The organism is Actinoplanes sp. NPDC049668, from assembly GCF_044465445.1.
In the GTDB taxonomy this organism is placed as follows: Bacteria; Actinomycetota; Actinomycetes; order Mycobacteriales; family Micromonosporaceae; genus Actinoplanes.
This window is the reverse complement of sequence record NZ_JBITLR010000009.1, coordinates 204,012-230,211: the sequence shown is the minus strand read 5'-3', so window position 1 is coordinate 230,211 and position 26,200 is coordinate 204,012. Positions and strand designations below refer to the sequence as shown.

Genomic DNA, 26,200 nt, shown 5'->3' with positions numbered 1-26,200 from the left:
CAGGTGATCGAGCGATGAGGCCGGAGGTAGGCGGCGTCTACCAGATCGCGGAGGCCGATTACCGCTTTGGCCTAGGTGCTCTGCTCGTGAGAGTGGACAGGGTGATCACCGAAACGATCTTCGACAACGAGCCTTGGTTTGAGGTTGAGGCGACCGTCAAGCCCGTACCCAACGGGAATGGCCCTGGGCAGTCACGATTCCTGTACGTACGAGCTGCCTGCCTTCGGAACTCGAGACGACCGTCCTAGCTCCAGGAATTCGTAGCTAGCTGCCAGCCCAGTGGTCCGGAAGGTGCAGAATCCGCGTTACCCCTCCAGCCGTCCGAAGAAGGTGCCTCGGTGGGTGTCCCAGCCGGCCGATGGCTAACCGCGGCATGGTCCGTCAGGCGTTGAGTCTGGGGGAAGCTGATCACCTGCATGGAGTTGAAGGTTAAAGACACGCTGCTCGTCGGCCTGGCCGTATGGGTGGATCGACGACGTGGTGGCCCTGCGCCGTGACTGGGCTGCTAGCTGTGGCCGTTGTGCCTGGTGGTGTCGGCTCTCTGGTAAGCCGTCGCTCAATCCTCCCAGTACGGGTGCGGCCGATCAGCCACCTGCCGCCACGGAGATCACCTTGGTCCCGTACCCCCCGTGAGCTGGGCAAACATGGTTATCCACAGGTAGGCGATCCACTGACCGCGAATCCGTCCACGCCGGAGTGCCTTAGTGGCGTGAGACCATCCAAGACGTGACCGCCTTCGACCTTGTTGCTCAGATCGTTACCGCGTTGTTCGCCGGTGGCGGCATGTGGCTTGCGGTCCGAGAGATCGCTAAGCAGGTGGGTGAAACGAAGCGGGCGCGCATCCGGGAGCAGGGTCAGACCGAGCGGCTGACGATCGCGCACGTGATGCCGCTGCCGATGGGTGAGAGCCGGCCGATCGGAAAGAAGACTGAGAAGCCGCGCAGGATCGACGCTGCTTGACCATGCCTGTTAGTCAGCCCTCAGAGGTAGCGAGTGCTGCTCACAGCCTGGTGTCCCAAAGGTCGAGTGGTTGGCGGGTGATATGGAAGCCGCCGATATCGCACGGGTAGATCCGTAGCTGTAGGTCGGTGGCGTACTCGGTTGCGTTGCGTACGGATTCAGCCTTGAACACGGTTAGGTACCTGCGCTTGTTGCAGGTGAGACACCGGATCCATCCTTGGCTGAGCATGTACCGCTCCTGTATTGAAGGAGTTTGGTTGGCCTTACTGTTAGCATCGGCTGACCGAATGCGCTCAGGAGGCTAGCCATGGCTAAGGTGACCAGGATCGTTGATGACTTGGATGGGACTGAACTAAAGGATGGTGATGGTGGAGGCACCGTGACCTTCTCCATCCGAGGTCAGTACTACGAGATCGACCTGAGTAAGAAGAACCAGGATGCGCTTGACAAGGCGCTGGAGAAGTACACCAACAAGGCGACCAAGGTAGCTGCGCCCGTACGTGGTGGTGGTGTGGCCAAGAAGGTCACCAAGGTGAGCCCAGCAGGAGACAAGGACCAGAGGCTAGCTATCCGTGAGTGGGCCAACGCGAACGGGCACAAGGTGTCGGACCGTGGAAGGATCAGTCAAGACATCTTGGATGCGTACGAAGCTGCGCACTGAACAAGCTGAGGGCTACTAGTCCCAGAGGTCCGCGACCTTCAGGAACACCTCGTCGGCACGTTCCTGCGTGAGCTGGGTGGGGTTGTCCTTCTCGCACATGACGCAAAGCCATGTGAGGTGATCGTGGCTTACGTCGACGCGTACAGACCAGGTCCATTCGGAGCCGTGCTGGTCACAGACGGTTGTCGTCATGGCTGCTCCTCGTCGTCGCCCTGCTCTGGCTCGTCCTGTTCCGTCTCGTACACCACGACGAACGGTGGATCGTTAGCCAGGTGCAGGGAGGCCAGGGCGGCGGCGAGGTTCTTATAGCCCTCGCCTGAGACCGCAATGGTCTTGTTGTTGCCTGAGGTGCGCCTCCACCTGTACTCGCCGGATTCGTCCAGGTAGACGCGGACCCGGTGAGTCTTACGGTCGATAGGTTCAGCACGGTTGGAATCTTGTACGTCGGCTAGGTCCTGGCTCTGCTCCAGGACCTGTTCCTTTTCCTCGTAGGAGAGGTCTGGAGTTGGCTCTGTCATGACCGCGGCACCTCGTCCGTGACGGGCAGAGCAGCCCTGGCCTTGGCGGCGTTGATGAGATCCCGTAGCTCGAGATCCTCCGGCGTTTGGTGGGTGACGGTGACCTCGGACTGAGCAGGTGTGTCGACGCCCAGCATCTTGGCTCTGCGATCCAGGAGGCGGTTGATAGTGCCGGCCGCGTTCGTCTTGGCCGAGCTGTCGGTGGAGGAAGGGTCGTCCACGATGGCGAGCAGGCGATTGATGAGATGGTCTATGAGGCTGATGTCCCGCTTACGGGCCTCGTCTACCTGCTCGATCGCCTGGTCCTTGAACGCGTCACGGACGTACTTGAACGCGGTTGACGAGTGGATACCTAGCGCCTCGCCGATGTCTTTGTACGAGCGGCGCAGAGAGTACATCCGCACAGCCTCGGCCTGGAGACGCAACCGCTCCGGCACGTCGATGCGCCTACCGCTTGGATTCGACACGAGACACCTCACCTGACCACCGCCACTGCTATGAGTCATCGGCAGGGATGCGGGAGTACCGGCTCGCTGTACCGAGGCTTAGACCTGTGCGCCTACTGATGGCCTGGAGCGTCAGGCCGTCACGCTTGAGCTGCTGGACCAGGAGGATCAGCTCGCGGCGACGGTCGGGTGGGAACCGCCGGCCTTGCTTGCGACTGGGATCGGATCTGGGGTCGTGAGACGGCGGAGGGAGGGAGTTCAGCCAGGTGATGAGGTCTGGACCGATCTTCCAGCCAGCGGGTCCGTAGTACTTGGGAATCCCGCTCAGGAGGCGGAGCTCCTGACGAGCGGCCCAAACCAGGCGCTTCTGTTGAACGCTGTACGCGTTCTTGCACATGGCCTCCGCGTAGGAGATGTCAGAACCGAACGCCTTGAGTGCCTCTTCAACGACGCTGGCGAACGGAGCTGGGTCAAACGGAGGATGCGCCACGCTTCCTACTACGCCTACGTGTTCTATTCCTTCTGCAATCGCCAAGGTTGCTGCGCCGATTGGCCATGACCTTCCAGCCCTCTGAGCTTGCCTACGGCTGGATAGATCGGATGGTGCCCACTTCCCCATGCCCCAACTCGTTACCGGCCTAACAATGGCTGTGGTGGGCTCGCTCTGTTTCATGAGGTATGCGCGGACCTTGTGCCAGGATCTCCCCGGCCACCATGCGCGAGCCCGTTGAGAGGCGCTTAACACTAGGAGGTGCATCGGCCTCTCGTAGAACAGCTCCCGGCTCGACATGTCCTCACCCGATCAACAAGCGGCCAGCCTGATGAACATGACTCTATGTGGGTGAGCCTGCTTACCCGCAGGAGAGCCGAGAGCTGTTCGATTGAGCTAGCGACTACCGGCCTGAGGATCGGAAGGAGATATCGCTAGCCGATCGACCTTTGAGCCGAAGCAGGCGTGAACAAAGGAGGATCTATCTTGTACTACGGATGAGGCGATGTTCAGACCAGCCGAAGGCCCCACCACCGTTGTGGAGATGAGGCCGACGGTTGAGGCTACTCGTCATGGTTGGCCTCCTTCCGGCTCTGCCCCAGGTCCGGGATCGTCAGCGGTGGAGGGGCTACCGGACGCTTGGTGAACATCGCGACCGGGTAACTAGCCAACTCGTCACCGTTCACGCTCTTCAGAACCACCACCTCGATACCGTCGCGGCTTTCCAGGCGCGTCGACTCCACGTCAGGCTGTTCTGCCCCGTCGCCGTGCTCATCGAGGTACCGCTGAATTGCCGGACCGTTCAAATCATCGAACTGCATTTCTTGCCCCGCCGGTTCGCTCACTGGTCGGCTCCCTTCAACTGGTTCCGCAGCACTCCTATTTCTGCACGGATGCCGTCGAGCTTTACGGACCATAGTTCGAGATCTTCATCTGATACGGTCGGATCGGCGAGCTCGGCGGCCAAGTCGTCGAGCCTAGCCCGGAAGGCAGCGAGCTCTGCGCGCAGTGTGACGGGATCGGTAATGTCGTAGTGCATTCTTACTCCTCAAATGATACTGCCTGACTACATTTTTGAAATTTCTGGCAGGCCAGTCAACCGAGCGGTTAAGGATACGTATTCGGGCCACTACAGTCCGTTAACCTCGCCTGCGGGCTGCCACACTGGCGCAGTTCCCGGCGACCCGTCAAGGCTTTCCGTACATTTACCAAACGGTGATCCACCCGGCGATAAACAGTTACCGGCTGAGAGGCCCTAGCGCGACAGAAGCCAGCCGGCCCCAGGCCCATATGCCGAAGCTGCCGATGCGGCCTGACGGTGGCCCTCGCGGGGTTACCGTGGCCCCGTGAGCCACGCCGACCAGGACCGCGACGATGAAGCCGAAGCCATCCTGATCAACACCGCGGTCGAGTACGCCACCGTCCTTGCGGCGATCGACCGACTGAAGGTGGAGGACCGAGAGCTGTTCGACAAACTGGTGGAGCGCAAGGAAAAGCTCGCAGTGCAGCTCCTCGACACCGCCAAGGGGATGCGGGTGGACGAGGCCGACGTGAAGTTCCTGCTCAACCGGGGCCGCCGCAGAGGCGACAGCGGGCCGACCACTTCCCCGTAACGGAATCCTGCACCCACTCCAGCGCCGCCGTGCTCTTGCCGTCGATCTTGAGGGCGTGGCCCGCAGGGCAGGGCCAGATCTTCGAGCCCTCGCCGGGCTTGGGGCGGTCGGGGTGGTGGCTGCCGCAGAGGTCGTCGCGCCATGGAGCGTTCTTGCAGGGGCGACCGGTGTTCTTCACGATCGCGGAGCAGGTGGCGGGAGAAATCGTCATACACCTATTACCGCGACGCCCTAGAACTAAAAAGCTCGCGCGCCAGTGAGGCCCGACCGCCTATATGTGAAGCCTGATCACGGAAGCGACCCTTGGGACCTTGGCCTTCGGCCCCCGCGGCTTCCCCGGCTCCAGGGCGATGAAGCCCATCTTGGCGATCCGGCGCAGGTACTCGCCGATCGTCTTGGCGGAGATCTCGGGCTCTTGGTGCAAGAACGCCATGGCCTGGGCGGCCCTGCGATACGAGGCCAGGATGTTGGGGCCGTCGAGCCGAGCAAGCATCCAGAGCGTGTAGACCAGCTTGGCTTCGCGTGGGGTCAGCTTCGCCTTGGAGACGTGGTCGTACCAGGCCTTGATCTTCTTGACCTGTCCTTCGGGGCCGTGGAGGAAGTCGTCGGCGTCCTCCAGCAGTTCGCGGCGGACTTCGTCGGGGTCCCTGCGTACCTGGCTTTCGACGTACGGTGTGACCGCCCCGTCGATCGAGAAGAGGTACCACGCTTCCTTGTTCTCGGCCGGGTGCGTGAGCATCTTCGGGTACTTGCGGATGTAGATGACCGCGCAACGCATGGCGGCTTCGCGCCGTCGGTTGAGTTCGTCGTTCGACATGTTGACTTCCGTGGTGGTGAGTCGCGCGCTTTCCTTCTATCGCATACGTGGTGGGTGAGGCCAATGGCAATGTGCGTGGGAGGGGAGGCGTAGGCCTCCCCTCCGCACCGGTCCCACCACGGACTCTGACCTGTACTACGTCTTCCGTTGAGCCGAGACCAGGTGATCCGCTTCCCCACTACCCGCGCTAACAGGGTGTGTGGGATGACGAATGGCAACCTGGCTGAGTGGCCCTAGGGCTAAGGAGTCTTCTTGACCTTAGTCCCCTTAGCCTTATCCCTTTCCAAGGTCCTACGTTGCTTATCGCGGGCATGCGATCGCTTACCCGGCCTCAGGTATGGCGGCGTCTTGGAATCCACCCATTTGAAGCGCTCCTCCGGTTGCCGCTCTAAATAATCCGAGATCCTCCACCACTTGGGCAAATACAGCCCAGCCTCTCTGCGAAACCGCCGGCCGAAGAGCATGGCAAGCTCCTTGACCGGCAGGAGGTGCACCGGGTCAAGAGCACAGGTGGTGCAGATGTTGCCCCAAGCTGGAGACTTGACCACTACGTCAAGGCCGTTGATCCGGTCGAATCTGTGCAACTCGGTTGGGTCGCACTTGCAGCGTGCACCCGGGATTGCCTTAATCCGGCGTACGTACTTCTTGTACTCCGCTCTGACCCAGACACGCCGTGCGTCCGCCTCGCGTTCCTCGTCTACCTGCTCGAGGAACATTCGGAGCAGCTCCACGTCCATGATCTGATCTGAGAACGTGGGTCGTGGCTTCGGCGGAGCGCTCAGCAGAGCCTCAAGCTCGTCCTGTTCGGGATTACCGTCCGGAAACTGGGACACCACATCGGCGCTGGGGTTGCGCTCGACCGGAGGGCGCTTGATCCTGATGTCAACTGGGCTCGCCGGATCGAAGTTCCGACGGCTGGCCTCGGCCTTGAGGGCGAGCAAGTGCCACTCACGAGCTGAGATCACTGAATCCTCCAGAGCAACACAGATATGCCCGATCGTCTTTGTGACGTCGAGCGTTGCTCCGGCACCCGTATGTTCGGCAGGGTTGCCTACTCCCTCTGTCCCTCGGGTGGGGAGGGTTCTTACACCCTGCGGCGCGTTCTTGTATCGCCGCTCGCGTTAGCGGCTCCCGGCGTCTTCTCCGGTAGGGGTGTTACACCAGCGCGCTGCACGCGGGTCTTACGCCGCTGGCATGGACTGCTAGCCGGAGACAAACGCCCGACGCCGTACAAGGGGATGGTGGCCACCGATCCGGCGTTCTGATCGGCAGCCAGCCACCTCCTCCTTAGTGTCTGAGCTGCTCCTGGCGGACGTGGTACCAGATGAAGTACATGTGTAGATCATCAGTGCCCATGTCCTCGGGGGTCAGGTGAACACCGCCCATGCCATGAGCCATGTCCTGCCCGAACTTGTCGGGTGCTGAGGACACATCAGCAGGCAGGCCCTCGTTGCTCGTAGCTAGAAGGTCCGCGGCATGCTCCCAGTAGTCCAGCTCGATCCACTCCCTGGCGCTGGTCCGGGCCACGAACGCCTCGACCTGGGCGTCGAGTAGGAGCTTTCGGCGAGCGATGGGGTCAGCGTTCTCCCACCACAGGCGGTAGGTGATGCCTGTGGGAACCCAGTGGTAGCCGGAAGGCGTTGAGGGTTGTGCGGCCAGAGTTTCCCGACGGGTGATCATGGCCCTCTTACGCTCCAGGTACCGCGCCCTGTCGGTCACGAGCCCGAGATCCCATTCCTCTTCCAGCTCGATGATCAGCCGTTCCACGTCGGCCAACTCTTCGGAGTTGTCGGAGCCGACGACATACTCGCGCTTGTAGACCTCGTCGTGGCCGAAGTTGGCGAGGAAGACGCGCTCAAACTCTCGTTCGATGACCTTGCCGGGGAAGCGTGCCTTGCACTTCGAGCCCTCCAGGATGTTCTTGCCGGGGCAGCGGTAGTAGAGGTAGAGCTTGCCCTTGTCCATCATCTCTTGTCGATACATGTTGCAGCCGCAGTTGCCGCACTTGAGGACGCCCAGCAGAGCGTTCGGTGTTCGGACCCGTGTATGCGTGAAGCCCCTGGCGCTGACAGCTGCTTGAACCTGTGCCCACTCTTGGCGGGTGACCAGCGGCTCAGCTCGCATCAGAGCCACGCCTTTAGCGTCGCGGAGGGTCACTCCCTCGTAGGAGGTCTCGCCCAGCAAGGATCTGTTGGTCAAGATCTTCCGCACTGCTTCGGGCTGCCACTTACGGTTCTTCGGCGCCCGGCCCCTGAGCTTGTCCTGGTAGTCCCGAGGGGTCGGGATACCTCGCTCCTGGAAGTCCCTCGCTATGCCGAGCATGGAATCGCCGGCCGTAATGCGATCGACCATCTCTCGAACCAGCGGAGCAGTAACCGGGTCCTGAACGAGCTTCCAGCCCTTCTCGCCTGCTGGCACTGGGATGTAACCGAACGGGATAGGGCCGCCGCCCCAGCGTCCGTGCTGGCGGAGGTAGGCGTGGGAGCCGGTGACTCGCTCGGAGATGGCGTGAGTTTCCATCTGGGCGGCGAAGGCCAGGATGAGGACGATCAACTCAGCGATGGGGTTGGACATATCCAGTTCCATCGAACCGCCGCCCGGCCCTTGAGCGAAGATCAACCGCTTCTTGTGCTCCCTTGCCCACTTACCTAGCTCGTGGAGATCGGACATCGAGCGGACTGCCCTGTCCATGCGCCACCAAATGACGGCGTCGAACTCGTGGTAGCGCTCCTTCAGCCAGGGTCCGAGTCCTGGTCGGCGCATGGGGTCGATCTTGGAAGCGGAGACGTTCAGGTCTTCGGCGACCTCATCGAGTAGGTCGAATCCGCGCCGCAAGCCCTCGGCCGTAGTTGCTTCGAGCTGGCGCTCTGGGGATGTCGTCTCGTCGGTCACGCGAGACAGGCGGATTGCCCGTAATGCGCGCATAGACATGAAAGTACCTCTTGTCGTTTGACAAAAGGCAACCTTCGGCTGGGCCAAGGTCGAGCTGGCCCTGGCCCGGGGCAAGCGGGAGTACGACAAGCGCCAGGCGCTCGCCGAGCGGGACGCCAACCGGGAGATCTCCCGGGCCATGGGCCGGCACCTGAAGGGCCGCACCCGGGCCTGACCGCCGAGGCGCTCAGCCGTGCATGAGATGCGAGTAGCACTGGAAGTTCTCGGCGTGGTGCATGGTGCGCCAGTAGGTGACCTCGACGGAGTTCTGCAGGCAGCCGTCGTGGAAGCAGCGCACCCGCAGCTTGGTGCCGTCCGGCACGAAGTCGGTCTGGCCGGGATGGCGCCGGCAGGTGTGCTCCGGCGTCAGATCGTTCAGGAAGTTGCGCCAGGAGCAGCCCTCGGCTTGGCAGCGCGCCAGCTTGCCGCGCGGGAACAGGGGGCGACGCAGACCCGGCATGGGCGGGGTGAGAGGCATCGGGTCCGGGATGAGGTGTACAGGACCCGGCAGGGACGAGCTCATCTGTGGGCCACCTTCCAGTCAGGGGCTCTGTCCTGGACGCTACGCCGCCCCGGCGCCGCTCACAATCGGATCGCCGCTGTTCAGGTCGCGTCCTGACCCGGCAGCGGCAACTCGATCGCCTCGCCCGCCGCGGCCGCCTGCGGCGAGTGCTCCGGCGCGGGCCGGTCCGGCTCGGTGCGCCGGGCGTAGCGGCCCTGGTGGCGGGTCACCGGGAGCGCGACCATGCGGATCGGGGCGGGCGGCTCGGCCAGGCGCCCCGGCCCCCAGCGGACCCAGACGGCCACCCGGCCCGCGCCGGCCTCGGCCAGCAGCTTGTCGATGGTGCGCCTGCGGTCGGTGTGGTCCACCTCCACGACGACCGGCGGCGCGCCGGGGCGGGCCAGCGCGACGTCGAGCACCGAGTGCTGCCGGTCCATCGGCGGCGGCAGGGTCACGACGCTGGGCGCCCGCCGGTAGACCCGCCAGCCCTGCGCGTCGCCCCAGGCCGCCACCGCGTCGATGATCCGGGCGGTCACCTCGTCCTGCGTGAGGTCCGCGAAGGTCAGTCGCGCCAGCCAGGCCGCCAGGTCGTCCATTGCGGCAGATTAGCCGCACCCTGTGACAAGCACCGTCAGGGCTTGCCGAACCATCGGCCCAGCGCCTCATCCAGCCCGTCGGCGGCGGTGCCCTCCCAGGCGACGTAGCAGTCCGGCCGCAGCAGCAGCGCGGTGCCGTGCCCCTCGGTACGGGCGACGTCCACCCGGTCGGCCCAGGCGCCGGCGTCGAGCCGGCCGGTCGGGTCGAGCAGCAGCGGCCGCCCGGTGCGGGTCAGCGCCGCCAGCCCCGGCACGTCCGGCGCCCAGCGGCCGACGTGCGGTCCGGTCGCCGTACCCATGTCATAGGTGATGTCGGCGCCCGCCAGCAGCGCGGCGATCCGCCCCCGGCTCTGCGGCGAATCGAGCAGCTCGCCGAAGAGCTGCCGCAGGGCGGTGATCTCGCCGCCTGGCCCGACCAGCACCGACTGCGCGCGGGTGTGCATGTTGACCCGCTCGCCGACCGGCCGCCGCTCCGACTCGTAGGTGTCCAGCAGCCCGTCCGGTGCGTGGCCGCGCACCTCGGCGGCCAGCTTCCAGCCGAGGTTGATCGCGTCCTGCAGCCCGAGGTTGAGCCCGGGACCGCCGATCGCGGAGTGCACGTGCGCGGCGTCGCCGACCAACAGCACCCGCCCGGCCCGGTACCGGTCGGCCAGGCGGGTGTTGCCGCCCGCCGTCCGGCGCAGCAGGTGCGGGCCGGCGCCGACCGGCGCGCCGACCGGCAGGTCCGCGCCGAGCACCCGGGCGGCCGCGGCGCGCAGCTCGCCGAGGGTCATCTCGGCGTCGCCGGCCTCGGCCCGCTCCGCCACGCTGACCAGGGCGGGCCGGCCGCCGGGGAACGGCGCCCAGGTGATCAGGCCGCGCTCCGTGCGGACGTGCTGGAACGGCGGCAGCACCCCGAAGCCGGGCACCCGCAGCCCGCCGTGCGCGTCCACCAGGTCCGCCGGCACGCTGACGTGCCCGGTGCGCGAGACGGTGTCGTCGGTGGTGACCCCCGGGAAGCCGATCCCGGCGAGCTTGCGGACCCGGCTGTGCCCGCCGTCGGCGCCGACCAGGTAGCCGGCCTCGATCGGTTCCCGGCCGGCGACCTCGACCGTCACCGACGTCGCGTCCTGCGCGACGCCCAGCACCTCGTGCCCGCGGCGGATCTCGACGCCCAGCTCGGCGGCGCGCTCGGCGAGCATCGCCTCGATCCGGGCCTGCGGCACCATCAGCGTGTACAGCGGGTTGTCCGGCAGGTCGTGCAGCGGCAGCGGGAACGCGCCGAACATGAAGCGGGGCACGGGCACCGGCGGGTCGGGGGTGCCGGTGAGGCGTTCGTGCAACCCGCGCCGGTCGAGCATGCGCACGACCTGGCCGACCAGGCCGTTGGCCCGCTGCTCGGTGGTCGGCCCGGTCAGCCGCTCCAGGACCAGCGGCCGGACGCCGGCCAGGGCCAGCTCACAGGCGAGCATGAGCCCGTTGGGCCCGGCACCGGCGATGACGACATCGATCATGGTGAAACCCGCTTTCGGGTACGGGCCATCGGCCCGGCACCGCGCCGGGCTGTCGATGGTCGTGGAAGGGCTGGAGAGCTAGGGCGGGGGCAGGCCCGCGGCGATCCGGGCGAGCGCCTCCGTGAGCAGCGCCTCCATGGAGGCCGTGCCGTCGCCGCGCAGGAAGTGGTTCTGCGCGACGTTGTTCGCGGCCGCCACGGCGGCGGCCACCAGATGCGGGTACAGGTCGGTCTCGAGATCGGTGCCGGTGCGCCGCGCCACCGCGGCCGCGAACACCGCCTCGGCCCGCGCACCGGCGCGCAGCCAATCGCCCTGCAGCGCGGGCTCGGCGACCATGGTGCGCAGGCCGGCGACCCAGGCGCCGCGGTCGGTGACCGGATGCGCCGTCAGCTCGGGGCCGGGCTCGAATTGGCTCAGCGCGGCGTGGGTGATCGACTCCCAGAGCGGTTCGCCCTCGGGCCGCGCCTCCAGCTCGTCGGCGGCGCGCTGGAGGCGCTGGAGGTGGCGGGACACGATGGCCTCGCCCTTGCTGGAGAAGTAGTTGTTGAACGTGCGGGGCGAGACGCCCGCGGCGGCGGCGATGTCCTCCACCCGGACGTTGTCGAAACCGCGCTCGACGGTGAGGCGGATCGCGGCCCAGCTGAGCGCGCTGCGCGTCTCGGCCTTCTTGCGCTCGCGGAGTCCCATGCGCCCACCGTAGCTCAACTTGCGTGGTCCGCAAATATGCGTGGCACGCAAGTTTCTGCCGACTTCCGATCCGCGGGGCGCCGCGCCGCGTACCGCTCACCGACACGGAGGTGGACCATGCCCGGAATTCCCGACTGGCCCGAGCCCGGCACGCCCCTGCCGGAGGACGAGCCGACGATGGAGCTGCCGGTCGTCGCGGCGGGCCCGTCGACCTCGACCCCGCGGATGGCGCAGGCCGCGCTCGCGCTGGCACTGACCAGGCCGGCGCGGCGGGTACCGGCGCTGGCCAGGCTTACCCGGCAGGCACCGGCGGCGGCGGACCCGGAGCCGGAGCCGGTCGAGGACCTGGCGGCCGCTCCCCCGGCGGAGCCGGACCGGCGCTGGCTGATCGGGGCGGGCATCGCCGCCGGCGCCCTGCTGCTGACCGGCACGGCGGTCTTCGTGCTGGGCCGCGACGGCGGCGCCCCGGCCGCCGACTGGGGCCCACCGGCCGCCGCGGCGGCCGCACACACCGCCACCGCCGCGCGCGAGGGACGCACCGCCGCCGGCTTCGACCTGGTCGACGGCGCGAAGCAGGTGACCTTGCGGGCCGTGGACCTCGGCGACGCCCTCTACCGGATCAGCACGCCGGACTCCGGCGACGCGGTGCCGCGCGCCGAGGAGCTGGACGGCCGCATCCGGCTGCGCCTCGACGGCGACGCTCAGTCGGTCGACATCGCCCTGAACTCGGCGGTGCGGTGGGACCTGCGGATGGCCGGCGGTGCCGACCTGAGCACCATCGACCTGAGCGCGGGCCGGGTCGGCGGCGTCGACCTCACCGGCGGCGCGAGCCGGATCAGCCTGACCCTGCCCCGGCCGGACGGGACGCTCGGCGTACGGATGAGCGGCGGGGTCAGCCTCTTCGACGTGCGGACCGCGGGCGGGGTACCGGTGCGGGTCCGGATCGGCGCCGGCGCCGGCCAGGTGACTGTGGACGGTCTGCGCCACGCCGGGGTGGCGGCCGGCAAGACCTTCACCCCGGCGGCCTGGGACGGCGCCGTCGACCGCGTCGACGTGGACGCGGCGGCCGGCATGTCCGCGCTCACGGTCGCACCCTACTAGCCGGTAATGGCAGGATGCCGGGCATGACCGAGGTGACCCCCGCCATCGCTCGCGAGGCCTGGCGGCTCGCTGAGCCGCTGCACGCCATGATCTATTTCGTACCCGAGTCCCGGGAGCGCTTCGAGGCGCTCGGCATCCGGGCCTCCGACGGCTACTTCGCCTCCCGGGGCGGCGTCTTCGGTCCGGTCGGGCCGGAGCTGGTCGTCGCGACCTTCTACAACTTCCACCCGGGCCGGGTGGCCCGCGCGCTGCCCGCGGTCTGGCGGCAGACCACGCCGGCGGCCGTTCTCGCGGCCCGGCTGGACGCGGCCGACGCGGCACTGACCCGCGGCCTCGGCGACGCGATCAAGAGCCCGGAGGTGGCCGAGGCGGCGGAGCTGGCCCGGCTCGCCGCCGAGTCCGCCACCGCGTACGCCGCGGGCCGGCCGCTGTTCGCCGCGCACGCCACTCTCGACTGGCCGGAGCAGCCGCACCTGGTGCTCTGGCACGCCGTGACCGTGCTGCGCGAGTTCCGCGGCGACGGGCACGTGGCCGCGCTGCTGGTCGCGGGCCTGACCGGCCTGCAGTCGATGATCCTGCACACCGCCTCCGGCCAGACCAACGGCGAGTTCCTGCGCCGGAGCCGCGGCTGGAGCCAGGAGCAGTGGGCGGCGGAGGCCGAGGCGCTGCGCGGGCGCGGCCTGCTCGACGGGGACGAGCTCAGCGAGCAGGGCCGGGAGCTGCGCGCCCGGATCGAGACCGAGACCGACCGGCTGGCGGCTCCGGCGTACCAGGCGCTGGGCGAGCAGCGCTGCGGGCGGCTCGCGGAGCTGGCCCGGCCGCTGAGCCGGACGCTGGTCAAGGCCGGATTCCTGGCCGCGGTGGCGCCCACGAAGTGATCAACATCCCAGACCTGACAAACCTTGTTGCCAAGACTGTGCAACTACAACTCGTTCCCCATATGCTGGCCGTACTTTGCCGGGCCGGGGAGGGGTTGCCATGCAGATCGAGGCGATGCACATCGCCAACGGGATCGTGAACGGACCGGTGTCGGCGCTCTTCGCCGTCTTCTCCGCTCTCGCCCTGGCCTTCTGCGTCTGGCGGGCCCGCGCCGACCTCGACGACCGGCTCGCGCCGATGGCCGGGCTCGTCGCGGCGTTCATCTTCGCGGTGCAGATGCTCAACTTCCAGGTGCTGCCCGGCGTCTCCGGCCACCTGCTCGGCGGCACCCTCGCCGTCATCCTGGTCGGACCGTGGGTCGGCGCGCTCTGCGTCGCGACCGTCCTGATCATCCAGTGCCTGCTCTTCGCGGACGGCGGCCTGACCGCCCTCGGCCTGAACATCACCAACATGGCGATCATCGGCACCGCGGCGGGCTACCTGCTGGTGGCGGGCCTGATGCGGGTGCTGCCGAAGACTCCCACCGGGCTCGGGGCGACCGCCCTGATCGCCTCGGTCGTCGGCGTCGTGGCGGCCTCGATGGGCTTCGTGTTCGAGTACTGGCTCGGCGGCACGACCCAGCTGTCGCTGCCCCTGATCGCCGGCACGATGGCCGGCACGCACGTGCTCATCGGCATCGGCGAGGGCATCATCGCGGCGACGACGGTGGCGACCGTCGCCCGCGTACGCCCGGATCTGGTCTATGCGCTGCGGCGCTTCCGCAAGCCGCCGGTCGCGATGCCCGCGGCGACGACGATGCCCGCCGGCGTCTGAAGGGGTACGACGTGAGCAAGCGACTCGGATGGTTCCTGGCCGGCGGCCTGCTCGTGGCCCTGCTGCTGGCCGGGGTGGTCAGCAACTTCGCCTCCGGCAGCCCGGACGGCCTCGACGCGGCCGCCCGCGAAGGCTGCACGTTCAACGCCGACGACGAGATCACCGGCGGCACCTGCATGGCCCAACGGGAGCGGGACCACCAACTGGCGGACAGCCCGCTGGCCGACTACGGCATCAAGGGCATCGACAACGAGTACGTGTCGACCGGCCTCTCCGGCGTGCTCGGCGTCCTGGTCACGTTCGCCATCGGCGGCGGACTCTTCTGGCTCGTGCGCCGCCGCGCGCCCGAGAAGGCCTGATGGGCGCGGGCCACGCGCATCCGCTGCACCTGGACCACCGCAGCCCGGTGCACGCGCTCGCACCCGAGGTGAAGATCGTCGCCACCCTGCTGTTCACCATCGTGGTGGTGGCCACGCCGCGGACCGAGTTCGCCGCGTTCGCCGGCTACGCCCTGCTGCTCGCGGCCGTGACCGCGCTGGCCCGGGTGCCGCTGCCGTGGCTGGCCAAGCGCGCCACCATCGAGCTGCCGTTCGTCCTGCTCGCCGTCACGCTGCCGTTCGCCGGCCACGGCGAGCGGATCACCTGGCTCGGCCTGTCCCTGTCGGTCGACGGCCTGTACGGCGCGTGGAACATCTTCGTCAAGGGCACGCTCGGCGTGGTCGCCTCCCTGCTGCTGGCCGCCAGCACCACGATGCGCGACCTGCTGCTCGGCCTGGACCGGCTGCGCTGCCCGCGCGCCTTCACCCAGATCGCCACGTTCATGCTGCGCTACCTGGACATCCTCGCCGACGACGCCCGCCGCATGCGGATCGCCCGGCTCTCCCGCGGCTACGACCCGAGATTCCTGTGGCAGGTCAAGGCGTTCGCGGTCGGCGTCGGCGCGCTGTTCCTGCGGGCGTACGAGCGGGGCGAACGGGTCTACCTGGCGATGGTCTCGCGCGGCTACGACGGCCGGCTGCCCCGCACCGAGGCGGGCGGCGCGACCACCGCCGACTGGGCGACCGCGGCGACGCTGCCGGCCGCGGCGACGGCCATCGCGATCGCGGCGGTGCTGCGATGAGCCTCGAGATCGCCGGGCTGACCTTCGCCTACCCGGACGGCAGCGTGGCGCTGCACGGCGTCGACCTGAGCGTCGCCCAGGGCGAGCGCGTCGCGCTGCTCGGCCCGAACGGCGCCGGCAAGACCACCCTGGTACTGCACCTGAACGGCATCCTGCACGGCGGCGCCGGCACCGTCGACGTCGGCGGCCTGCGGGTCGACCCGGCGAACCGGGCCCGGCTCGCCGAGATCCGCCGCCGCGTCGGCATCGTCTTCCAGGACCCCGACGACCAGCTGTTCATGCCGACGGTCGCCGAGGACGTCGCCTTCGGCCCGGCCAACCTCGGCCTGCGCGGCGCGGAACTGAGCGCCCGGGTCGACGAGGCCCTGGCCGCCGTCGACATGACCGCCCACCGCGACCAGGTACCGCAACACCTCTCGTTCGGCCAGCGCCGCCGGGTCGCGGTCGCCACCGTGCTGGCGATGCGGCCCGAGCTGCTGGTCCTCGACGAGCCCTCGTCCAACCTGGACCCGGCCAGCCGGCGCGAGCTCGCCGAGATCCTCGAGCGGCTGCCGGTGACGGTCCTGATGGTGACCCACGACCTGCCGTACGCCCTCCAGCTGTGCCCCCGCGCGGTGATCCTCGACGCCGGCCGCATCGTGGCCGACGGCAAGACCCCCGACCTGCTCGCCGACGAGCCCCTCCTGCACGCCCACCGCCTCGAACTACCGTTCGGCTTCCACCCGACCCGCCCCTGACCAGCTGGCGGCTACCGCTTGGGTCGCTGTGCCTGCATTGGTCGTGGACCTTGGCTGCGCGGCGACGTAATTGACAGCTACCGGTATTGACGTTGCTGGGCTGCTTGCACCTTGTCCCGCACCTCGGAAGGGAGATCGACCACCGCGACCGTGACCCCGAGATCCCGCAGCGCATAGGCCGCCCACGACTTCGACGCCGGCAGAAACGGCCTCGCAGCAAGCGGATCACCGAGACACAGGTACAGCCTCGGCTTCGGCTCGATTTTGGTAGCGATCCAGGTCAACTTCAGCGCGTCGGCGAGAACTTTGTGCTTCTGCGCGACCTTGGGCGGCCCCTGATGAGCCCAGCATTCCACCAGCACCGTGCGCTCGGCGTCAGCCCCGTCCAGCTCGACTCGCGTACCATTGGCCACGACGATACGGGTCGGATCGAGTGCTACTCCCAGTTGAAGGCCTAGAAGGTCGAGCATGACCCGCTCGGCGTCACGCTGCTCGCGGGAGTTCCCCGGCGGGGATTCGATCGCCGCCTCGCCGGTTATTACGATCGGGTCTACGGATTCGACACTTCGGGGATATCGACGCTGATCGCTCGCCGTCTCCACAAACGTGATGTCGGCGCCGACCAACTCATTGACCAGCTTCTGATCAGGTCCTGGGTAGCGGCGGACGATACCCTCTTGTTCCAGTGCCCGACAGATCTGGTTGACCTGCTGTCGCGGATTGACCTGGGCGACAGCCGAGAGCCGGTCATCGTCCAACGGTTGTCCGCTGCGGCGTAAGGCTTCCAGTATTCGGTGACGGTTCGATCCGGTCGGCATCCAGCGAGTATCAACCCATCAGATGCGCAGCTTCCACGGCCCGGCCTGCAAACCTGCATGCACGGTGGCCGTGCGGGAGCTGGGGCCGGATCGGGTGGTCGGGATCCTCAGGGTCTCGCCGAGCCTGGCTGCGGACCAGCGCGAGTCAGGTTTGCTCGCGGCGGGGAAGAGCCGCCCCGGCGGAGGTATCGGCAAGCGCCGGTAGTCGACGCTCCCTGTCAATACCTCGTCGGGCTTGTCCTGGGCTGGGGGCAGATGTCCGGCAGATGCTTGCCAGTCGGCCGTCGCCGGTTCTTACATGTTCACCATGGACCTCTTCTCCGGCGTCGGCCGGCTTGGTGTCGCTTTCTCCGGTGGCGTGGACTCTTCGGTGCTGCTCGCTCTGGCCGTGCGGGAGCTGGGGGCGGATCGGGTGGTGGCGATTCTCGGGGTCTCGCCGAGCCTGGCCGCGGACGAGCGGGAGGCCGCGCACGCCGTGGCCCGGTTCATCAGGGTCGCCGTCGCCGAGGTGAACACGTTCGAGGGCGAGCGGGACGCGTACCGGGCGAACGGGCCGGACCGGTGTTTCCACTGCAAGGACGAGTTGTTCACGCGGATCGCGGACGAGGTCGTCACGGCGTACCGGCTGGATGCCGTCGCCTACGGGGAGAATGCCGACGACGCGCGGCGGGCGGACCGGCCCGGTGGGCGGGCCGCGACCGCGCACCGGGTGCTGCGGCCGCTCGCGGACGCGGGACTGGACAAGGCCGCGGTCCGGCGCCTGGCCCGGGAGTTCGCGCTGCCCTGCGCCGAGAAGCCGGCGGCGCCGTGCCTGGCCTCGCGCATCCCGCATTTTCAGCCGGTCAGCCCGGAGAAGCTGGCCCAGGTCGAGCGGGCCGAGGCCGCGCTGCGCGGCCTGGGCTTCGGTGATCTTCGGGTACGCCATCACGGCGACGTCGCGCGGATAGAGTTGCCGGCCGACGATCTCGAGCGGGCGGTCCGGGATCCGCTGCGCTCGCGGCTGCGCGCGGCGGTGCTGGCGGCGGGTTTCCGGTTCGCGGCGCTCGATGTGGCGGGCGTGCAGTCCGGTGCGTTCACCCTGCCGTTGGTGCGGCGTGGCTGACCTGTCGTCCTATGCCGACCTCGATCTGGATCGGGCCCGGCGGCGCGGTTATCCCGAGGCGGTCTACTGCGCGGGCAAGACGCCGGCGCAGGTCGCGGGCATCGCCGCCGCGCTCGCCGGCCGGACCGGCGACGTCACGCTCTTCACCCGCGCCACGCCCGCGCACGCGTCGGCGGTGCTCGGGGTGCTGCCGTCGGCGTTCCACGATCCGGAGTCGGGGCTGCTCGCCTGGCCGCCGGCGGTTCCGCGCGCCGACGGCGGCCGGGTCGTGGTGCTGGCGGCCGGGACCTCGGACCTGCCGTACGCGCGGGAGGCCCTGTTCACGGCCCGCTACCTGGGGCGCGAGGCGTCGCTGACGGCGGACGTCGGCGTCGCCGGCCTGCACCGGGTGCTGGCCCGGCTCGACGAGCTGCGGGCGGCGCGGGCGATCGTGGTCGCCGCCGGCATGGACGGCGCGCTGCCGAGCGTGGTCGCCGGGCTGGTCAGCGCGCCCGTGGTCGCGCTGCCGACCTCCGTCGGCTACGGTGCGGCGTTCGAGGGCCTGGCCGCGCTGCTGGCGATGCTCAACGCGTGCGCGCCGGGGGTGGCGGTGGTCAACATCGACAACGGGTACGGGGCGGGGCACCTCGCCGCGCAGATCGCCGCTCCCCGGTGAGCCGGCACGCGTGGATCGACGCGTCCGCGGGGGTGGCCGGGGACATGCTGCTCGCCGCGCTGCTCGACGCCGGCGCCCGGCTCGACGCGGTGCGCGGCGCGATCGACGAGGTGTTGCCGGGCTCGGTCGCGCTGTCCGTGGCGCAGGTGACCCGGGCCGGGCTGCGCGCGCTGAAGGCCGACGTGGAGCCGCTGGTGGCGGCGCCGCCGCACCGGACCTGGCGGGACATCCGGCCGCTGCTGGCCGGCCACGACGACGCCCTCGCCGTGTTCGGGCGCCTCGCCGAGGCCGAGGCCCGGGTGCACGGCACGGAGGCCGGCGAGGTGCACTTCCACGAGGTCGGCGCGCTCGACTCGATCGCCGACGTGGTGGGTGTCTGCGCGGCCCTGCGGGATCTGGGCGTGACGTCGGTCAGCGCGGGCGAGGTGGCGCTGGGCTCGGGCCGGGTCCGCACCGCGCACGGCGAGCTGCCGGTGCCCGCGCCGGCGGTGCTGGAGCTGGCCCGCGGCTGGCGGGTCAGCGGCAGGGGCGGCCACGAGCTGGCCACCCCGACCGGGCTGGCGGTGATCCGGGCCCTCGCCGCGCGGTGCGAGGACCTGCCGCCGATGACTGTCGACTCCGTCGGCGTCGGCGCGGGTGGCCGGGACACGCCCGGGCGGGCCAACGTCGTGCGGGTGGTGATCGGCGCGCCGGAGCCGGGCACCGCGGAGGCGGTCGTGCTGGAGGCCAACGTGGACGATCTCGATCCGCGGCTGTGGCCGGGCGTGCTGGCCGGGCTGCTGTCCGCCGGCGCCGACGACGCGTGGCTGGTGCCGATCCTGATGAAGAAGGGCCGGCCGGCGCACACGCTGACGGTGCTGTGCGGCCCGGACCGGGCCGCCGCGCTGCGGGCCAGGATCTTCCGGGACACCAGCACGCTGGGGGTCCGGGAGGGCCGGCGGAGCAAGACGGCGCTGCCGCGCACCTCCCGTGAGGTCGCGCTCGCGGGCGGGACCGTCGCCGTCAAGATCGGGTACGCGGACGGCGTCATCGTCCAGGCGACGCCGGAGTTCGAGGACGTGGCCGCGCTGGCCCGCCGCACCGGACGCCCCGAGCACGCGGTGCTGCAGGAGGCCCTGGCCGCGGCGGCCACCGCCGGCCTCGCTCCCGGGTCGGCGGCGCCAAAGGATTGACGCCAACAGATAGATGCCTGGCGCTGTTCCTATATTGTGTGCCACACACTATAGTGTGAGTCATGCCTGAGGATGAACTGCTCTCGACGCACCTGCAGGAGCTGCGGCGCGGGACCGTCGTGCTGGCCTGCCTGCTCATCCTCGAGCGGCCGAACTACGGCTACGCGCTGCTCGACCTGCTGGAGCGGCACGGCTTCGCCGTCGACGCCAACACCCTCTACCCACTGCTGCGCCGCCTCGAGAAGCAGGGCCTGCTGACCAGCGACTGGAACACCGACGAGGCCCGGCCCCGCAAGTTCTACCGCGCCACCGACCGCGGCACCGCCCTCGCCGGCGAGCTGGGCCGCGACTGGGATCAGCTCGACACCGCACTGCGCACCCTGAAGGGGGACTCATGACCAGCCTTTCGGATCGCTACGTCGACATCACCCTGCGGCGCCTGCCGCCGCGCCAGCGCACCGACATCGAACGCGAGCTGCGCGCCGCCATCGCCGACGCCGTCGACGACCGGCTGGCCGCCGGCGCGGACCCGGACGCGGCGGAGGTCGCCGCCCTCACCGAGCTGGGCGACCCGGCCCGGCTCGCCGCGGGCTACGCCGACCGGCCGCTGCACCTCATCGGCCCGGGGCTGTACCTCGACTACACCCGCCTGCTGACCACCCTGCTCGCGACGGTCGTGCCGGCCGTCGCCGGCGTGGTCGGCTTCACCCACGGCGTGCAGGAACTGCCGGTGCTCACCGTCATCGGCGACACCCTGAGCGCCGCGTTCACCACGGCCGTGCAGATCGCCTTCTGGACGACGGTCGTGTTCGCCGTCATCGAGCGCACCCCGGCGCTGCGGCTGCCGGACCGGGCCTGGACCCCCGACTCGCTGCCCGCGCCGCCGCCGAGCCGGCGTGCGCGGTGGGGCGAGCTGGTCGCCGAGTCGGTGGCGCTGGTCCTGGTGAGCACGTTCGTGCTGCTCGCGCCGGTGGTCAGCCCGGAGACCGACGCCGACGGCGAGCCCATCAACATCTTCGACCCCTGGCTGTGGGAGACCGGCTTCGTGTACGCCTTCCTCGCGCTCGCCGCCGCGACGCTGGCCTTCTCGTTCGTCCGGTACTACGTCCGCTGGTCCCTGCCGCTCGCCATCGCCGGGGCGCTGGTCAACGTCGCCGCGGCGGTCACCCTGATCTGGGCGGTCGCGACCGACCACATGATCAACCCGGCCTTCGTGGCGGCGGCGGGCTGGCCCGCGGAGGCGGCGAACTGGATCAATGTCGGCCTGATCGTCGTCGCGATCGGCACGCTCCTGCACACGGTCACCGAATCGTTCCGCCAAGCCCGACTCCGCTGAGAGGAGCGATCATGCTGGCCATCACCTATCACGAGTACGGCACGGCCGACGTGCTGAGCGGCACCGAGCTCGACCGGCCCGAGCCGCGCGCCGGCGAGGTCCTCGTCCGGGTCCGCGCGGCCTCGATCAACCACGCCGACCTGTTCACCCTGCACGGCGCTCCCCGGATCGGGCGGCTGGCGTTCGGCCTGCGGCGGCCCCGCGCGACCGTGCTCGGCCGCGCCGTCGCCGGCACCGTCACGGCGGTCGGCGCGGGCGTGACCGACCTGCGGGCCGGCGACGACGTGTTCGGCGAGCTCACCGCGGGCTGCTTCGCCGAGTACGTCGCCGGCCCGGCGGCGCGGCTGGTCCGCAAGCCCGGCGCGGTGACGTTCGAACAGGCCGCGACGCTGCCGATCGCGGCGACCACCGCGCTGCGGGCGGTACGCGCCGCCGAGGCCGGGCCCGGCCGCACACTGCTGGTCAACGGCGCCTCGGGCGGGGTCGGCACGTTCACCGTCCAGCTGACCCGGATGCTCGGCGCGCGGGTCACCGGCGTCTGCAGCGCCCGCAACGCCGAGCTGGTCCGCTCGCTGGGCGCCGACCGGGTGATCGACTACGCGGGCGAGGACGTCACCCGGGGCACGGACCGCTTCGACGCCGTGATCGACCTGGCCGGCGGCCACCGGGTGAGCGCGATGCGCCGGATCCTCACGCCGCGGGGCGTCTACGTCGCGTCGACGGGCAACGGCGGGCCGGTGCTCGGCCCGATGCCGCGCGTCTTCACCGTGCTGGCCACCGCGCCGTTCACCCGCCATCGGCTGCGCAACCTGGTCGTGCGGTACAGCGCCGCGGACCTCGCCGAGGTCGCCGCGCTGGTGGAGCGGGGCGCGGTGACCCCGGCGATCGAGGCGACCTACCCGCTGCGGGACGCCGCGGACGCGGTCCGGCGTCTCGAACAGGACCACGCCCGCGGCAAGATCGTGCTCAGCCCTTGACCGCGCCCGAGGTCAGGCCGTCGACGATGAAGCGCTGCAGGAACTGGAAGACCAGCACCGTCGGGATCGCGGTCAGCAGGGTCGCCGCGCAGAACATCCCGAAGTTGTTGTTGCGCTCCCCCGCCACCATGCCCCACATGCCCACCGACAGGGTCTTGGCGTCGGAGTCGGTGAGGAAGACGTTCGCGATCAGGAACTCGTTGATCGTGCCGATGAAGGCCAGCAGGCCGGTCACCGCCAGGATCGGCGCCACCAGCGGCAGCAGGATCCGGAAGAACGTCTGCGCGTGCGACGCGCCGTCCATGGTGGCCGACTCGTCGAGCTCGCGGGGCACCGTGTCGAAGAAGCCCTTCATCAGCCAGGTGTTCACGCCCAGCGCCCCGCCCAGGTAGAGCAGGATCAGGCCCCAGGACTGGTTGAAGCCGATCGCCGGCCACAGGTCGGTGATCCGCGAGAACATCAGGAAGATCGCCACGATCGCCAGGAACTGGGGGAACATCTGGATCAGCAGCAGCGCCATGAGGCCGACCCGGCGGCCGTGGAATCGCATCCGGCTGAACGCGTACGCCGCGAGGGCCGACAGGAACACCGACGCCGCCGCCGAGACGCCCGCGATCAGCACGGAGTTGCCGAACCAGCGGGTGAACTCGGTCTGGCTCAGCAGGTTGCTGAAGTTGACACTCGACGCGCCGGTCGGGATCGCGGTCGTCGACGACAGCGTGCCCTGCGGGTTCAGCGCCGCCGAGACGACGAAGACGATCGGGAAGAGCGAGAAGAGCACGGCCACCACGGCGACGCCGTGCCGCCACCCCACCCGGGCGATCCAGCGGCTCATGAGTAGACCTCTTCCTGCGCCCGGGTACGGCGGAAGCTGACGATGGAGATGATGGCGACGATCAGGAAGATGAACAGGGACACCGCGGCGGCGAAGCCGTACTGCGCGCCGGAGCCGCCGAACGCCAGCCGGTAGGTGTACGTGATCAGCAGGTCCGTCGCGCCGTTCAGCGGGTTGTCCACCGGGAACGGCGCGCCCTCGGTGGTCAGGTAGATCGCGTTGAAGTTGTTGAAGTTGAACGCGAACGACGAGATCAGCAACGGCGTCAGGGCGATCATCAGCAGCGGCAGGGTGACCTGCCGCAGCGACTGCCACGGCGACGCGCCGTCGAGCCGGGACGCCTCGGACAGCTCGGACGGGATCGCCTGCAGCGCGCCGGTGGCGACCAGGAACATGTACGGGTAGCCCAGCCAGAGCTGCACCAGGATCACCGCGACCCGCGCGGACGCCGGGGTGCCGAACCAGTCCACCTCCAGGCCGAACAGGTTGTTGATCAGGCCGAAGTCCGTGTTGAACATGTCGCGCCAGACCAGCAGCATCGCGAACGACGGCATCGCGTACGGCAGTACCAGCAGCAGGCGGTAGACGCCCCGGCCGCGCATCCGCGGCGTGTGCATGGCCAGCGCGCAGGCCAGGCCGAGCACGAAGGTCCCGCCCGTCGACGCGATCGCGAAGAACAGGTTCCAGACCAGCGTGGTGGCGAAGGGGCCGGAGATCGCCGAGTCGCTGAGCAGCCGGGTGAAGTTGCTCAGCCCGACGCCGACCCGCCAACCCTGCGCCAGGCGCTCGCCGTCGGTGGCGACGAACGCGCCGATCTCCTCGTCGGCGGCCCAGGTCTTGCCGGTGGCGGTGTCCCGGATGCAGTCGCAGACCGCGTCGTAGGCCCGGGCGGCCCGGCCCTCGTACGCCCGGGACAGGCCCTGCGACCGGATCGCGCCGCCGGCGGTCGGCACGGCCAGGTCGGTGATCTCCTGGCTGCGCGCGCTGGCCTGCCCGCCGTTGAGGACGGTGTATCCGTCCGCGGCGGTGACCCGCCCGGAGGCGTTCACGGTGACGGTGCCGGCCGGCAGCGGCGCCAGGCCGTCGAGGGTGCCGGCCGAGACCGCGCGGGTGGCCGGGTCGGTGACCAGGAAGGTGAGCGGGCCGGTGGCCGGGTCGCCGGTGGTCGCGACCGTCAGCGCGTACTCGATGGAGCCCGGCACGCGGATGACCGAGGCGGTCTGGATGGCCACGACGGCGTCCTGCTTGTCGCCGCGGTGCCCGTCGCCGAAGTTCGTGAAGGCGGTCGCCGCCGTGTACAGCACGGGGAACAGCTGGAACACGATCAGGAACAGCGTGCCGGGCACGAGGTACTTCAGCGGCACGTGCCGGGGCGTCAGGTACAGGTAGAAGAGCCCGGCGGTGGTGGCCAGCAGCACTGCCAGGCCGAGCCAGGCCCCGTCGGCGATCAGCGGGAACGCCGCCCAGACGGCGATCCCGGCGACCAGCCCGAGCAGCACGACCTTGAGGACGGTGCCGGTGAGGCCGCCCCGGGCGGGCTGGCGGGCCACGTCCGGGGCGGTCTCCCGCTCGAGAAGAGCAGTCATTACTTGATCTGGCCGGAGATCGTCTTGGCGGCGGCGGTCAGCGCCGTCTTCGGGTCGGCGCCGCCGACCACGGCGGCCTCGGCCTTGCCGAACGGGTCCCACACGGTCGCCATCTCCGGGATCGCGGGCAGCGGGGCCGCGTCCTTGGCCGCCTCGATCCACTTTGCCAGGTCCGGGTCGGTTCCCTTGACCTGGTCGAACGCGGCGGTGAGCGCCGGCGGGCGGGGCTCGGCCTGGTACAGCGCCACGGCCACCTCGGGGGTGGTGACGTAGTTGGTGACGAACTCCTGCGCCAGGGCCTTGTTCTTGCCCTTCGCGGCGACGTAGAACGACTGCACGCCGAGGAACGGCTGCGCGGGCTTGGCCCCGGCGAAGGCGGGCACCGGCGAGATGTCGTACGCGATGTTCGCCTTCTTGGCGTCGGTGATCGCCCACGGCCCGGAGACCAGGTACGCGCACTTGCCGGCGGCGAACGTGGCGATGGAGTTCTCCCCGGTGATGGAGCGCTTCAGCGCGCCGTCGCCCTTCTCACCGAGCTTGCGGATCTTCTCGAAGGCGGCGATGGACTCGGGCTTGCCGACGCCCAGATCGTTCTTGTCGTAGTCGCCCGCCGCGTTGGTGCCGAACAGGTAGCCGCCGCCCGAGGTGAACAGCGGGTAGGAGTGGTAAGCGTCGCCGTTCTGCCCGACCTGCAGGCAGAGGATCTCGCTCGCCTTCTTGTCGGCCTTGAGCTTCTTGCCCGACTTGACGAGGTCCTCGATGGTGGCCGGCACCTCTGGGGCGAGCTTGGTGTTGCGGATCAGGGCGAGGCTCTCGGTCGCGTACGGCACGCCGAAGACCTGGCCGTTGAACGTGACCGCCTTGAGCGCGTTGGGAGCGAGGCCCGCCTGCTGCTCGGTGGTGAGCTGCACCGGGTCGATCGCGCCGTTCTGCACGAGGTTGCCGATCCAGTCGTGCGCGCCGATCATCACGTCGGGGCCGCTGCCCTGCTGGGACGCGGTCACGAACGTGGTCTGCTGGTCCTTGGAGATCGCCTGCACCTCGACGGTGACACCGTTCTCGCTGCCGAACTTCTCGGCGAAGGGCTTGAGCGCGGCCGCGCGCTTGTCGTCGCCCCAGATCACGAGCTTGCCGGTGGCGCCGTCGGCCTTGGCCGACGCGGAGGTCTTGGGTTCTTCCCCACCGCCGCCGCAACCCGACGCGACGAGCGTCAGGGCGATGGCGGTCAGGACGACACCCGAGGTTCGGATGCGCATAATCTTCTCCTATCGGGCACAGAAACGACGCCCGAAGAACGTTCAGGGGCAGAGAGGGGGGAACCGGAGCAAGACCTCGATAGGTCTCGGCCGGGCTGT

At 69.3% G+C, this 26,200-nt stretch carries 31 protein-coding genes and 1 pseudogene; 16 read left to right on the top strand and 16 right to left on the bottom strand.

Annotated elements, in window-relative coordinates; genetic code table 11:
* Positions 1–726 precede the first annotated feature (726 nt).
* Positions 727–960, top strand: a complete 234-nt coding sequence (locus tag ACIBSW_RS34495) for a hypothetical protein (protein WP_354721694.1) — start codon at positions 727–729, stop codon at positions 958–960.
* Between the two features lie 307 nt (positions 961–1,267).
* Positions 1,268–1,621 (top strand): Lsr2 family protein, encoded by a 354-nt coding sequence (locus ACIBSW_RS34490; RefSeq protein ID WP_354721693.1) that lies wholly within the window; start codon positions 1,268–1,270, stop codon positions 1,619–1,621.
* A gap of 15 nt (positions 1,622–1,636) precedes the next feature.
* On the opposite strand, the gene ACIBSW_RS34485 is transcribed toward ACIBSW_RS34490, so the two are convergent.
* The 5 genes from ACIBSW_RS34485 to ACIBSW_RS34465 all read right to left on the bottom strand — a co-directional run bounded on the left by ACIBSW_RS34485 (position 1,637) and on the right by ACIBSW_RS34465 (position 4,114).
* Complete coding sequence (locus tag ACIBSW_RS34485; RefSeq protein ID WP_354721692.1) at positions 1,637–1,813, bottom strand: hypothetical protein; 177 nt, start codon at positions 1,811–1,813, stop codon at positions 1,637–1,639.
* Entirely contained in the window at positions 1,810–2,139 is a 330-nt protein-coding gene (locus ACIBSW_RS34480; protein ID WP_354721691.1) for a DUF1508 domain-containing protein, read from the bottom strand. Before ACIBSW_RS34480 ends, ACIBSW_RS34485 begins: the two co-directional genes overlap by 4 nt.
* Complete coding sequence (locus tag ACIBSW_RS34475) at positions 2,136–2,576, bottom strand: hypothetical protein (RefSeq protein ID WP_354721690.1); 441 nt, start codon at positions 2,574–2,576, stop codon at positions 2,136–2,138. The genes ACIBSW_RS34480 and ACIBSW_RS34475 overlap by 4 nt, the downstream gene beginning before the upstream one ends.
* 1,062 nt (positions 2,577–3,638) lie before the next feature.
* Complete coding sequence (locus ACIBSW_RS34470; RefSeq protein ID WP_354721689.1) at positions 3,639–3,920, bottom strand: hypothetical protein; 282 nt, start codon at positions 3,918–3,920, stop codon at positions 3,639–3,641.
* Positions 3,917–4,114, bottom strand: coding sequence for a hypothetical protein (locus ACIBSW_RS34465; RefSeq protein ID WP_354721688.1), 198 nt, complete (start codon positions 4,112–4,114; stop codon positions 3,917–3,919). The genes ACIBSW_RS34470 and ACIBSW_RS34465 overlap by 4 nt, the downstream gene beginning before the upstream one ends.
* Before the next feature lie 307 nt (positions 4,115–4,421).
* Here ACIBSW_RS34465 and ACIBSW_RS34460 point away from each other — a divergent pair, with 307 nt between their 5' ends.
* Positions 4,422–4,688: a hypothetical protein gene (locus ACIBSW_RS34460; protein ID WP_354721687.1), complete on the top strand. Its 267-nt coding sequence runs from the start codon at positions 4,422–4,424 to the stop codon at positions 4,686–4,688.
* Positions 4,689–4,959: 271 nt separating this feature from the next.
* Here the strand turns inward: ACIBSW_RS34460 and ACIBSW_RS34455 are convergent, their stop codons facing one another.
* The 3 genes from ACIBSW_RS34455 to ACIBSW_RS34445 form a co-directional block, all read right to left on the bottom strand.
* Positions 4,960–5,505: a hypothetical protein gene (locus tag ACIBSW_RS34455; RefSeq protein ID WP_354721686.1), complete on the bottom strand. Its 546-nt coding sequence runs from the start codon at positions 5,503–5,505 to the stop codon at positions 4,960–4,962.
* Positions 5,506–5,744: 239 nt separating this feature from the next.
* Positions 5,745–6,446, bottom strand: a complete 702-nt coding sequence (locus ACIBSW_RS34450) for a hypothetical protein (protein ID WP_404799544.1) — start codon at positions 6,444–6,446, stop codon at positions 5,745–5,747.
* Positions 6,447–6,792: 346 nt separating this feature from the next.
* Positions 6,793–8,430 carry a recombinase family protein gene (locus ACIBSW_RS34445; RefSeq protein ID WP_354721728.1) on the bottom strand — a complete coding sequence of 546 codons (1,638 nt, stop codon included), beginning with the start codon at positions 8,428–8,430 and terminating at the stop codon, positions 6,793–6,795.
* 43 nt (positions 8,431–8,473) lie between these two features.
* Between ACIBSW_RS34445 and ACIBSW_RS34440 the strand changes: the two are divergent.
* Positions 8,474–8,611 (top strand): annotated as a pseudogene (locus ACIBSW_RS34440) (SsrA-binding protein); the annotation flags it as partial.
* A 12-nt stretch (positions 8,612–8,623) separates the two neighbouring features.
* Here ACIBSW_RS34440 and ACIBSW_RS34435 read toward each other — a convergent pair.
* The 4 genes from ACIBSW_RS34435 to ACIBSW_RS34420 form a co-directional block, all read right to left on the bottom strand.
* Positions 8,624–8,959: a hypothetical protein gene (locus ACIBSW_RS34435; RefSeq protein WP_354721684.1), complete on the bottom strand. Its 336-nt coding sequence runs from the start codon at positions 8,957–8,959 to the stop codon at positions 8,624–8,626.
* An 80-nt stretch (positions 8,960–9,039) separates the two neighbouring features.
* Entirely contained in the window at positions 9,040–9,534 is a 495-nt protein-coding gene (locus tag ACIBSW_RS34430; RefSeq protein ID WP_354721683.1) for a hypothetical protein, read from the bottom strand.
* A gap of 35 nt (positions 9,535–9,569) precedes the next feature.
* Positions 9,570–11,027: an FAD-dependent monooxygenase gene (locus tag ACIBSW_RS34425; protein ID WP_354721682.1), complete on the bottom strand. Its 1,458-nt coding sequence runs from the start codon at positions 11,025–11,027 to the stop codon at positions 9,570–9,572.
* Between the two features lie 78 nt (positions 11,028–11,105).
* On the bottom strand, positions 11,106–11,714 hold the full coding sequence (locus ACIBSW_RS34420; RefSeq protein WP_354721681.1) for a TetR family transcriptional regulator: 609 nt from the start codon (positions 11,712–11,714) through the stop codon (positions 11,106–11,108).
* 117 nt (positions 11,715–11,831) lie between these two features.
* On the opposite strand from ACIBSW_RS34420, the gene ACIBSW_RS34415 reads away from it, so the two are divergent.
* From ACIBSW_RS34415 to ACIBSW_RS34390, 6 genes are all read left to right on the top strand, one after another.
* Entirely contained in the window at positions 11,832–12,815 is a 984-nt protein-coding gene (locus ACIBSW_RS34415) for a hypothetical protein (RefSeq protein ID WP_354721680.1), read from the top strand.
* 23 nt (positions 12,816–12,838) lie between these two features.
* Positions 12,839–13,693 carry an SCO6745 family protein gene (locus tag ACIBSW_RS34410; protein ID WP_354721679.1) on the top strand — a complete coding sequence of 285 codons (855 nt, stop codon included), beginning with the start codon at positions 12,839–12,841 and terminating at the stop codon, positions 13,691–13,693.
* A gap of 100 nt (positions 13,694–13,793) precedes the next feature.
* A complete protein-coding gene (locus tag ACIBSW_RS34405) occupies positions 13,794–14,507 on the top strand; it encodes an energy-coupling factor ABC transporter permease (RefSeq protein WP_354721678.1) in 714 nt (237 codons plus the stop codon).
* Positions 14,508–14,518: 11 nt separating this feature from the next.
* Positions 14,519–14,866 (top strand): PDGLE domain-containing protein, encoded by a 348-nt coding sequence (locus tag ACIBSW_RS34400; protein WP_354721677.1) that lies wholly within the window; start codon positions 14,519–14,521, stop codon positions 14,864–14,866.
* Complete coding sequence (gene cbiQ, locus ACIBSW_RS34395) at positions 14,866–15,627, top strand: cobalt ECF transporter T component CbiQ (protein ID WP_354721676.1); 762 nt, start codon at positions 14,866–14,868, stop codon at positions 15,625–15,627. The genes ACIBSW_RS34400 and cbiQ overlap by 1 nt, the downstream gene beginning before the upstream one ends.
* The gene (locus ACIBSW_RS34390) at positions 15,624–16,364 is read left to right on the top strand and encodes an ABC transporter ATP-binding protein (protein ID WP_354721675.1); all 741 of its coding nucleotides are present in this window, start codon (positions 15,624–15,626) and stop codon (positions 16,362–16,364) included. The genes cbiQ and ACIBSW_RS34390 overlap by 4 nt, the downstream gene beginning before the upstream one ends.
* 77 nt (positions 16,365–16,441) lie before the next feature.
* Here ACIBSW_RS34390 and ACIBSW_RS34385 read toward each other — a convergent pair whose 3' ends face one another.
* On the bottom strand, positions 16,442–17,182 hold the full coding sequence (locus ACIBSW_RS34385) for a hypothetical protein (RefSeq protein ID WP_354721674.1): 741 nt from the start codon (positions 17,180–17,182) through the stop codon (positions 16,442–16,444).
* A 298-nt stretch (positions 17,183–17,480) separates the two neighbouring features.
* Here ACIBSW_RS34385 and ACIBSW_RS34380 point away from each other — a divergent pair, with 298 nt between their 5' ends.
* The 6 genes from ACIBSW_RS34380 (at position 17,481) to ACIBSW_RS34355 (ending at position 22,424) form a co-directional block, all read left to right on the top strand.
* The gene (locus tag ACIBSW_RS34380) at positions 17,481–18,284 is read left to right on the top strand and encodes an ATP-dependent sacrificial sulfur transferase LarE (protein ID WP_354721673.1); all 804 of its coding nucleotides are present in this window, start codon (positions 17,481–17,483) and stop codon (positions 18,282–18,284) included.
* The gene (gene larB / locus ACIBSW_RS34375) at positions 18,277–18,939 is read left to right on the top strand and encodes a nickel pincer cofactor biosynthesis protein LarB (protein WP_354721672.1); all 663 of its coding nucleotides are present in this window, start codon (positions 18,277–18,279) and stop codon (positions 18,937–18,939) included. The genes ACIBSW_RS34380 and larB overlap by 8 nt, the downstream gene beginning before the upstream one ends.
* Positions 18,936–20,111: a nickel pincer cofactor biosynthesis protein LarC gene (larC, locus tag ACIBSW_RS34370; RefSeq protein WP_354721671.1), complete on the top strand. Its 1,176-nt coding sequence runs from the start codon at positions 18,936–18,938 to the stop codon at positions 20,109–20,111. Before larB ends, larC begins: the two co-directional genes overlap by 4 nt.
* Positions 20,112–20,173: 62 nt before the next feature.
* Entirely contained in the window at positions 20,174–20,509 is a 336-nt protein-coding gene (locus ACIBSW_RS34365; RefSeq protein ID WP_354721670.1) for a PadR family transcriptional regulator, read from the top strand.
* Positions 20,506–21,447, top strand: coding sequence for a permease prefix domain 1-containing protein (locus ACIBSW_RS34360; protein ID WP_354721669.1), 942 nt, complete (start codon positions 20,506–20,508; stop codon positions 21,445–21,447). Before ACIBSW_RS34365 ends, ACIBSW_RS34360 begins: the two co-directional genes overlap by 4 nt.
* Positions 21,448–21,458: 11 nt before the next feature.
* Positions 21,459–22,424 (top strand): NAD(P)-dependent alcohol dehydrogenase, encoded by a 966-nt coding sequence (locus tag ACIBSW_RS34355; protein ID WP_354721668.1) that lies wholly within the window; start codon positions 21,459–21,461, stop codon positions 22,422–22,424.
* Here the strand turns inward: ACIBSW_RS34355 and ACIBSW_RS34350 are convergent.
* From ACIBSW_RS34350 to ACIBSW_RS34340, 3 genes are read right to left on the bottom strand one after another with little or no spacing between them, the layout of a single operon-like run.
* Positions 22,414–23,259: a sugar ABC transporter permease gene (locus ACIBSW_RS34350; RefSeq protein ID WP_354721667.1), complete on the bottom strand. Its 846-nt coding sequence runs from the start codon at positions 23,257–23,259 to the stop codon at positions 22,414–22,416. The two genes, ACIBSW_RS34355 and ACIBSW_RS34350, sit on opposite strands and share 11 nt — an antisense overlap.
* Positions 23,256–24,845 carry an ABC transporter permease subunit gene (locus ACIBSW_RS34345; protein ID WP_354721666.1) on the bottom strand — a complete coding sequence of 530 codons (1,590 nt, stop codon included), beginning with the start codon at positions 24,843–24,845 and terminating at the stop codon, positions 23,256–23,258. The genes ACIBSW_RS34350 and ACIBSW_RS34345 overlap by 4 nt, the downstream gene beginning before the upstream one ends.
* The gene (locus tag ACIBSW_RS34340; RefSeq protein WP_354721665.1) at positions 24,845–26,101 is read right to left on the bottom strand and encodes a maltose ABC transporter substrate-binding protein; all 1,257 of its coding nucleotides are present in this window, start codon (positions 26,099–26,101) and stop codon (positions 24,845–24,847) included. The genes ACIBSW_RS34345 and ACIBSW_RS34340 overlap by 1 nt, the downstream gene beginning before the upstream one ends.
* Positions 26,102–26,200 lie beyond the last annotated feature (99 nt).

What these genes read in the sequence shown, in the direction of transcription:
- ACIBSW_RS34490 (WP_354721693.1), top strand. Translation starts at nt 1,268, where the DNA reads ATGGCTAAGGTGACCAGGATCGTTGATGACTTGGATGGGACTGAACTA.
- ACIBSW_RS34485 (WP_354721692.1), bottom strand. Translation starts at nt 1,813, where the DNA reads ATGACGACAACCGTCTGTGACCAGCACGGCTCCGAATGGACCTGGTCT.
- ACIBSW_RS34480 (WP_354721691.1), bottom strand. Translation starts at nt 2,139, where the DNA reads ATGACAGAGCCAACTCCAGACCTCTCCTACGAGGAAAAGGAACAGGTC.
- ACIBSW_RS34465 (WP_354721688.1), bottom strand. Translation starts at nt 4,114, where the DNA reads ATGCACTACGACATTACCGATCCCGTCACACTGCGCGCAGAGCTCGCT.
- ACIBSW_RS34455 (WP_354721686.1), bottom strand. Translation starts at nt 5,505, where the DNA reads ATGTCGAACGACGAACTCAACCGACGGCGCGAAGCCGCCATGCGTTGC.
- ACIBSW_RS34445 (WP_354721728.1), bottom strand. Translation starts at nt 8,430, where the DNA reads ATGCGCGCATTACGGGCAATCCGCCTGTCTCGCGTGACCGACGAGACG.
- ACIBSW_RS34435 (WP_354721684.1), bottom strand. Translation starts at nt 8,959, where the DNA reads ATGAGCTCGTCCCTGCCGGGTCCTGTACACCTCATCCCGGACCCGATG.
- ACIBSW_RS34430 (WP_354721683.1), bottom strand. Translation starts at nt 9,534, where the DNA reads ATGGACGACCTGGCGGCCTGGCTGGCGCGACTGACCTTCGCGGACCTC.
- ACIBSW_RS34425 (WP_354721682.1), bottom strand. Translation starts at nt 11,027, where the DNA reads ATGATCGATGTCGTCATCGCCGGTGCCGGGCCCAACGGGCTCATGCTC.
- ACIBSW_RS34420 (WP_354721681.1), bottom strand. Translation starts at nt 11,714, where the DNA reads ATGGGACTCCGCGAGCGCAAGAAGGCCGAGACGCGCAGCGCGCTCAGC.
- ACIBSW_RS34415 (WP_354721680.1), top strand. Translation starts at nt 11,832, where the DNA reads ATGCCCGGAATTCCCGACTGGCCCGAGCCCGGCACGCCCCTGCCGGAG.
- ACIBSW_RS34410 (WP_354721679.1), top strand. Translation starts at nt 12,839, where the DNA reads ATGACCGAGGTGACCCCCGCCATCGCTCGCGAGGCCTGGCGGCTCGCT.
- ACIBSW_RS34405 (WP_354721678.1), top strand. Translation starts at nt 13,794, where the DNA reads ATGCAGATCGAGGCGATGCACATCGCCAACGGGATCGTGAACGGACCG.
- cbiQ (WP_354721676.1), top strand. Translation starts at nt 14,866, where the DNA reads ATGGGCGCGGGCCACGCGCATCCGCTGCACCTGGACCACCGCAGCCCG.
- ACIBSW_RS34390 (WP_354721675.1), top strand. Translation starts at nt 15,624, where the DNA reads ATGAGCCTCGAGATCGCCGGGCTGACCTTCGCCTACCCGGACGGCAGC.
- ACIBSW_RS34385 (WP_354721674.1), bottom strand. Translation starts at nt 17,182, where the DNA reads ATGCCGACCGGATCGAACCGTCACCGAATACTGGAAGCCTTACGCCGC.
- ACIBSW_RS34380 (WP_354721673.1), top strand. Translation starts at nt 17,481, where the DNA reads ATGTTCACCATGGACCTCTTCTCCGGCGTCGGCCGGCTTGGTGTCGCT.
- ACIBSW_RS34365 (WP_354721670.1), top strand. Translation starts at nt 20,174, where the DNA reads ATGCCTGAGGATGAACTGCTCTCGACGCACCTGCAGGAGCTGCGGCGC.
- ACIBSW_RS34360 (WP_354721669.1), top strand. Translation starts at nt 20,506, where the DNA reads ATGACCAGCCTTTCGGATCGCTACGTCGACATCACCCTGCGGCGCCTG.
- ACIBSW_RS34355 (WP_354721668.1), top strand. Translation starts at nt 21,459, where the DNA reads ATGCTGGCCATCACCTATCACGAGTACGGCACGGCCGACGTGCTGAGC.
- ACIBSW_RS34350 (WP_354721667.1), bottom strand. Translation starts at nt 23,259, where the DNA reads ATGAGCCGCTGGATCGCCCGGGTGGGGTGGCGGCACGGCGTCGCCGTG.
- ACIBSW_RS34345 (WP_354721666.1), bottom strand. Translation starts at nt 24,845, where the DNA reads ATGACTGCTCTTCTCGAGCGGGAGACCGCCCCGGACGTGGCCCGCCAG.
- ACIBSW_RS34340 (WP_354721665.1), bottom strand. Translation starts at nt 26,101, where the DNA reads ATGCGCATCCGAACCTCGGGTGTCGTCCTGACCGCCATCGCCCTGACG.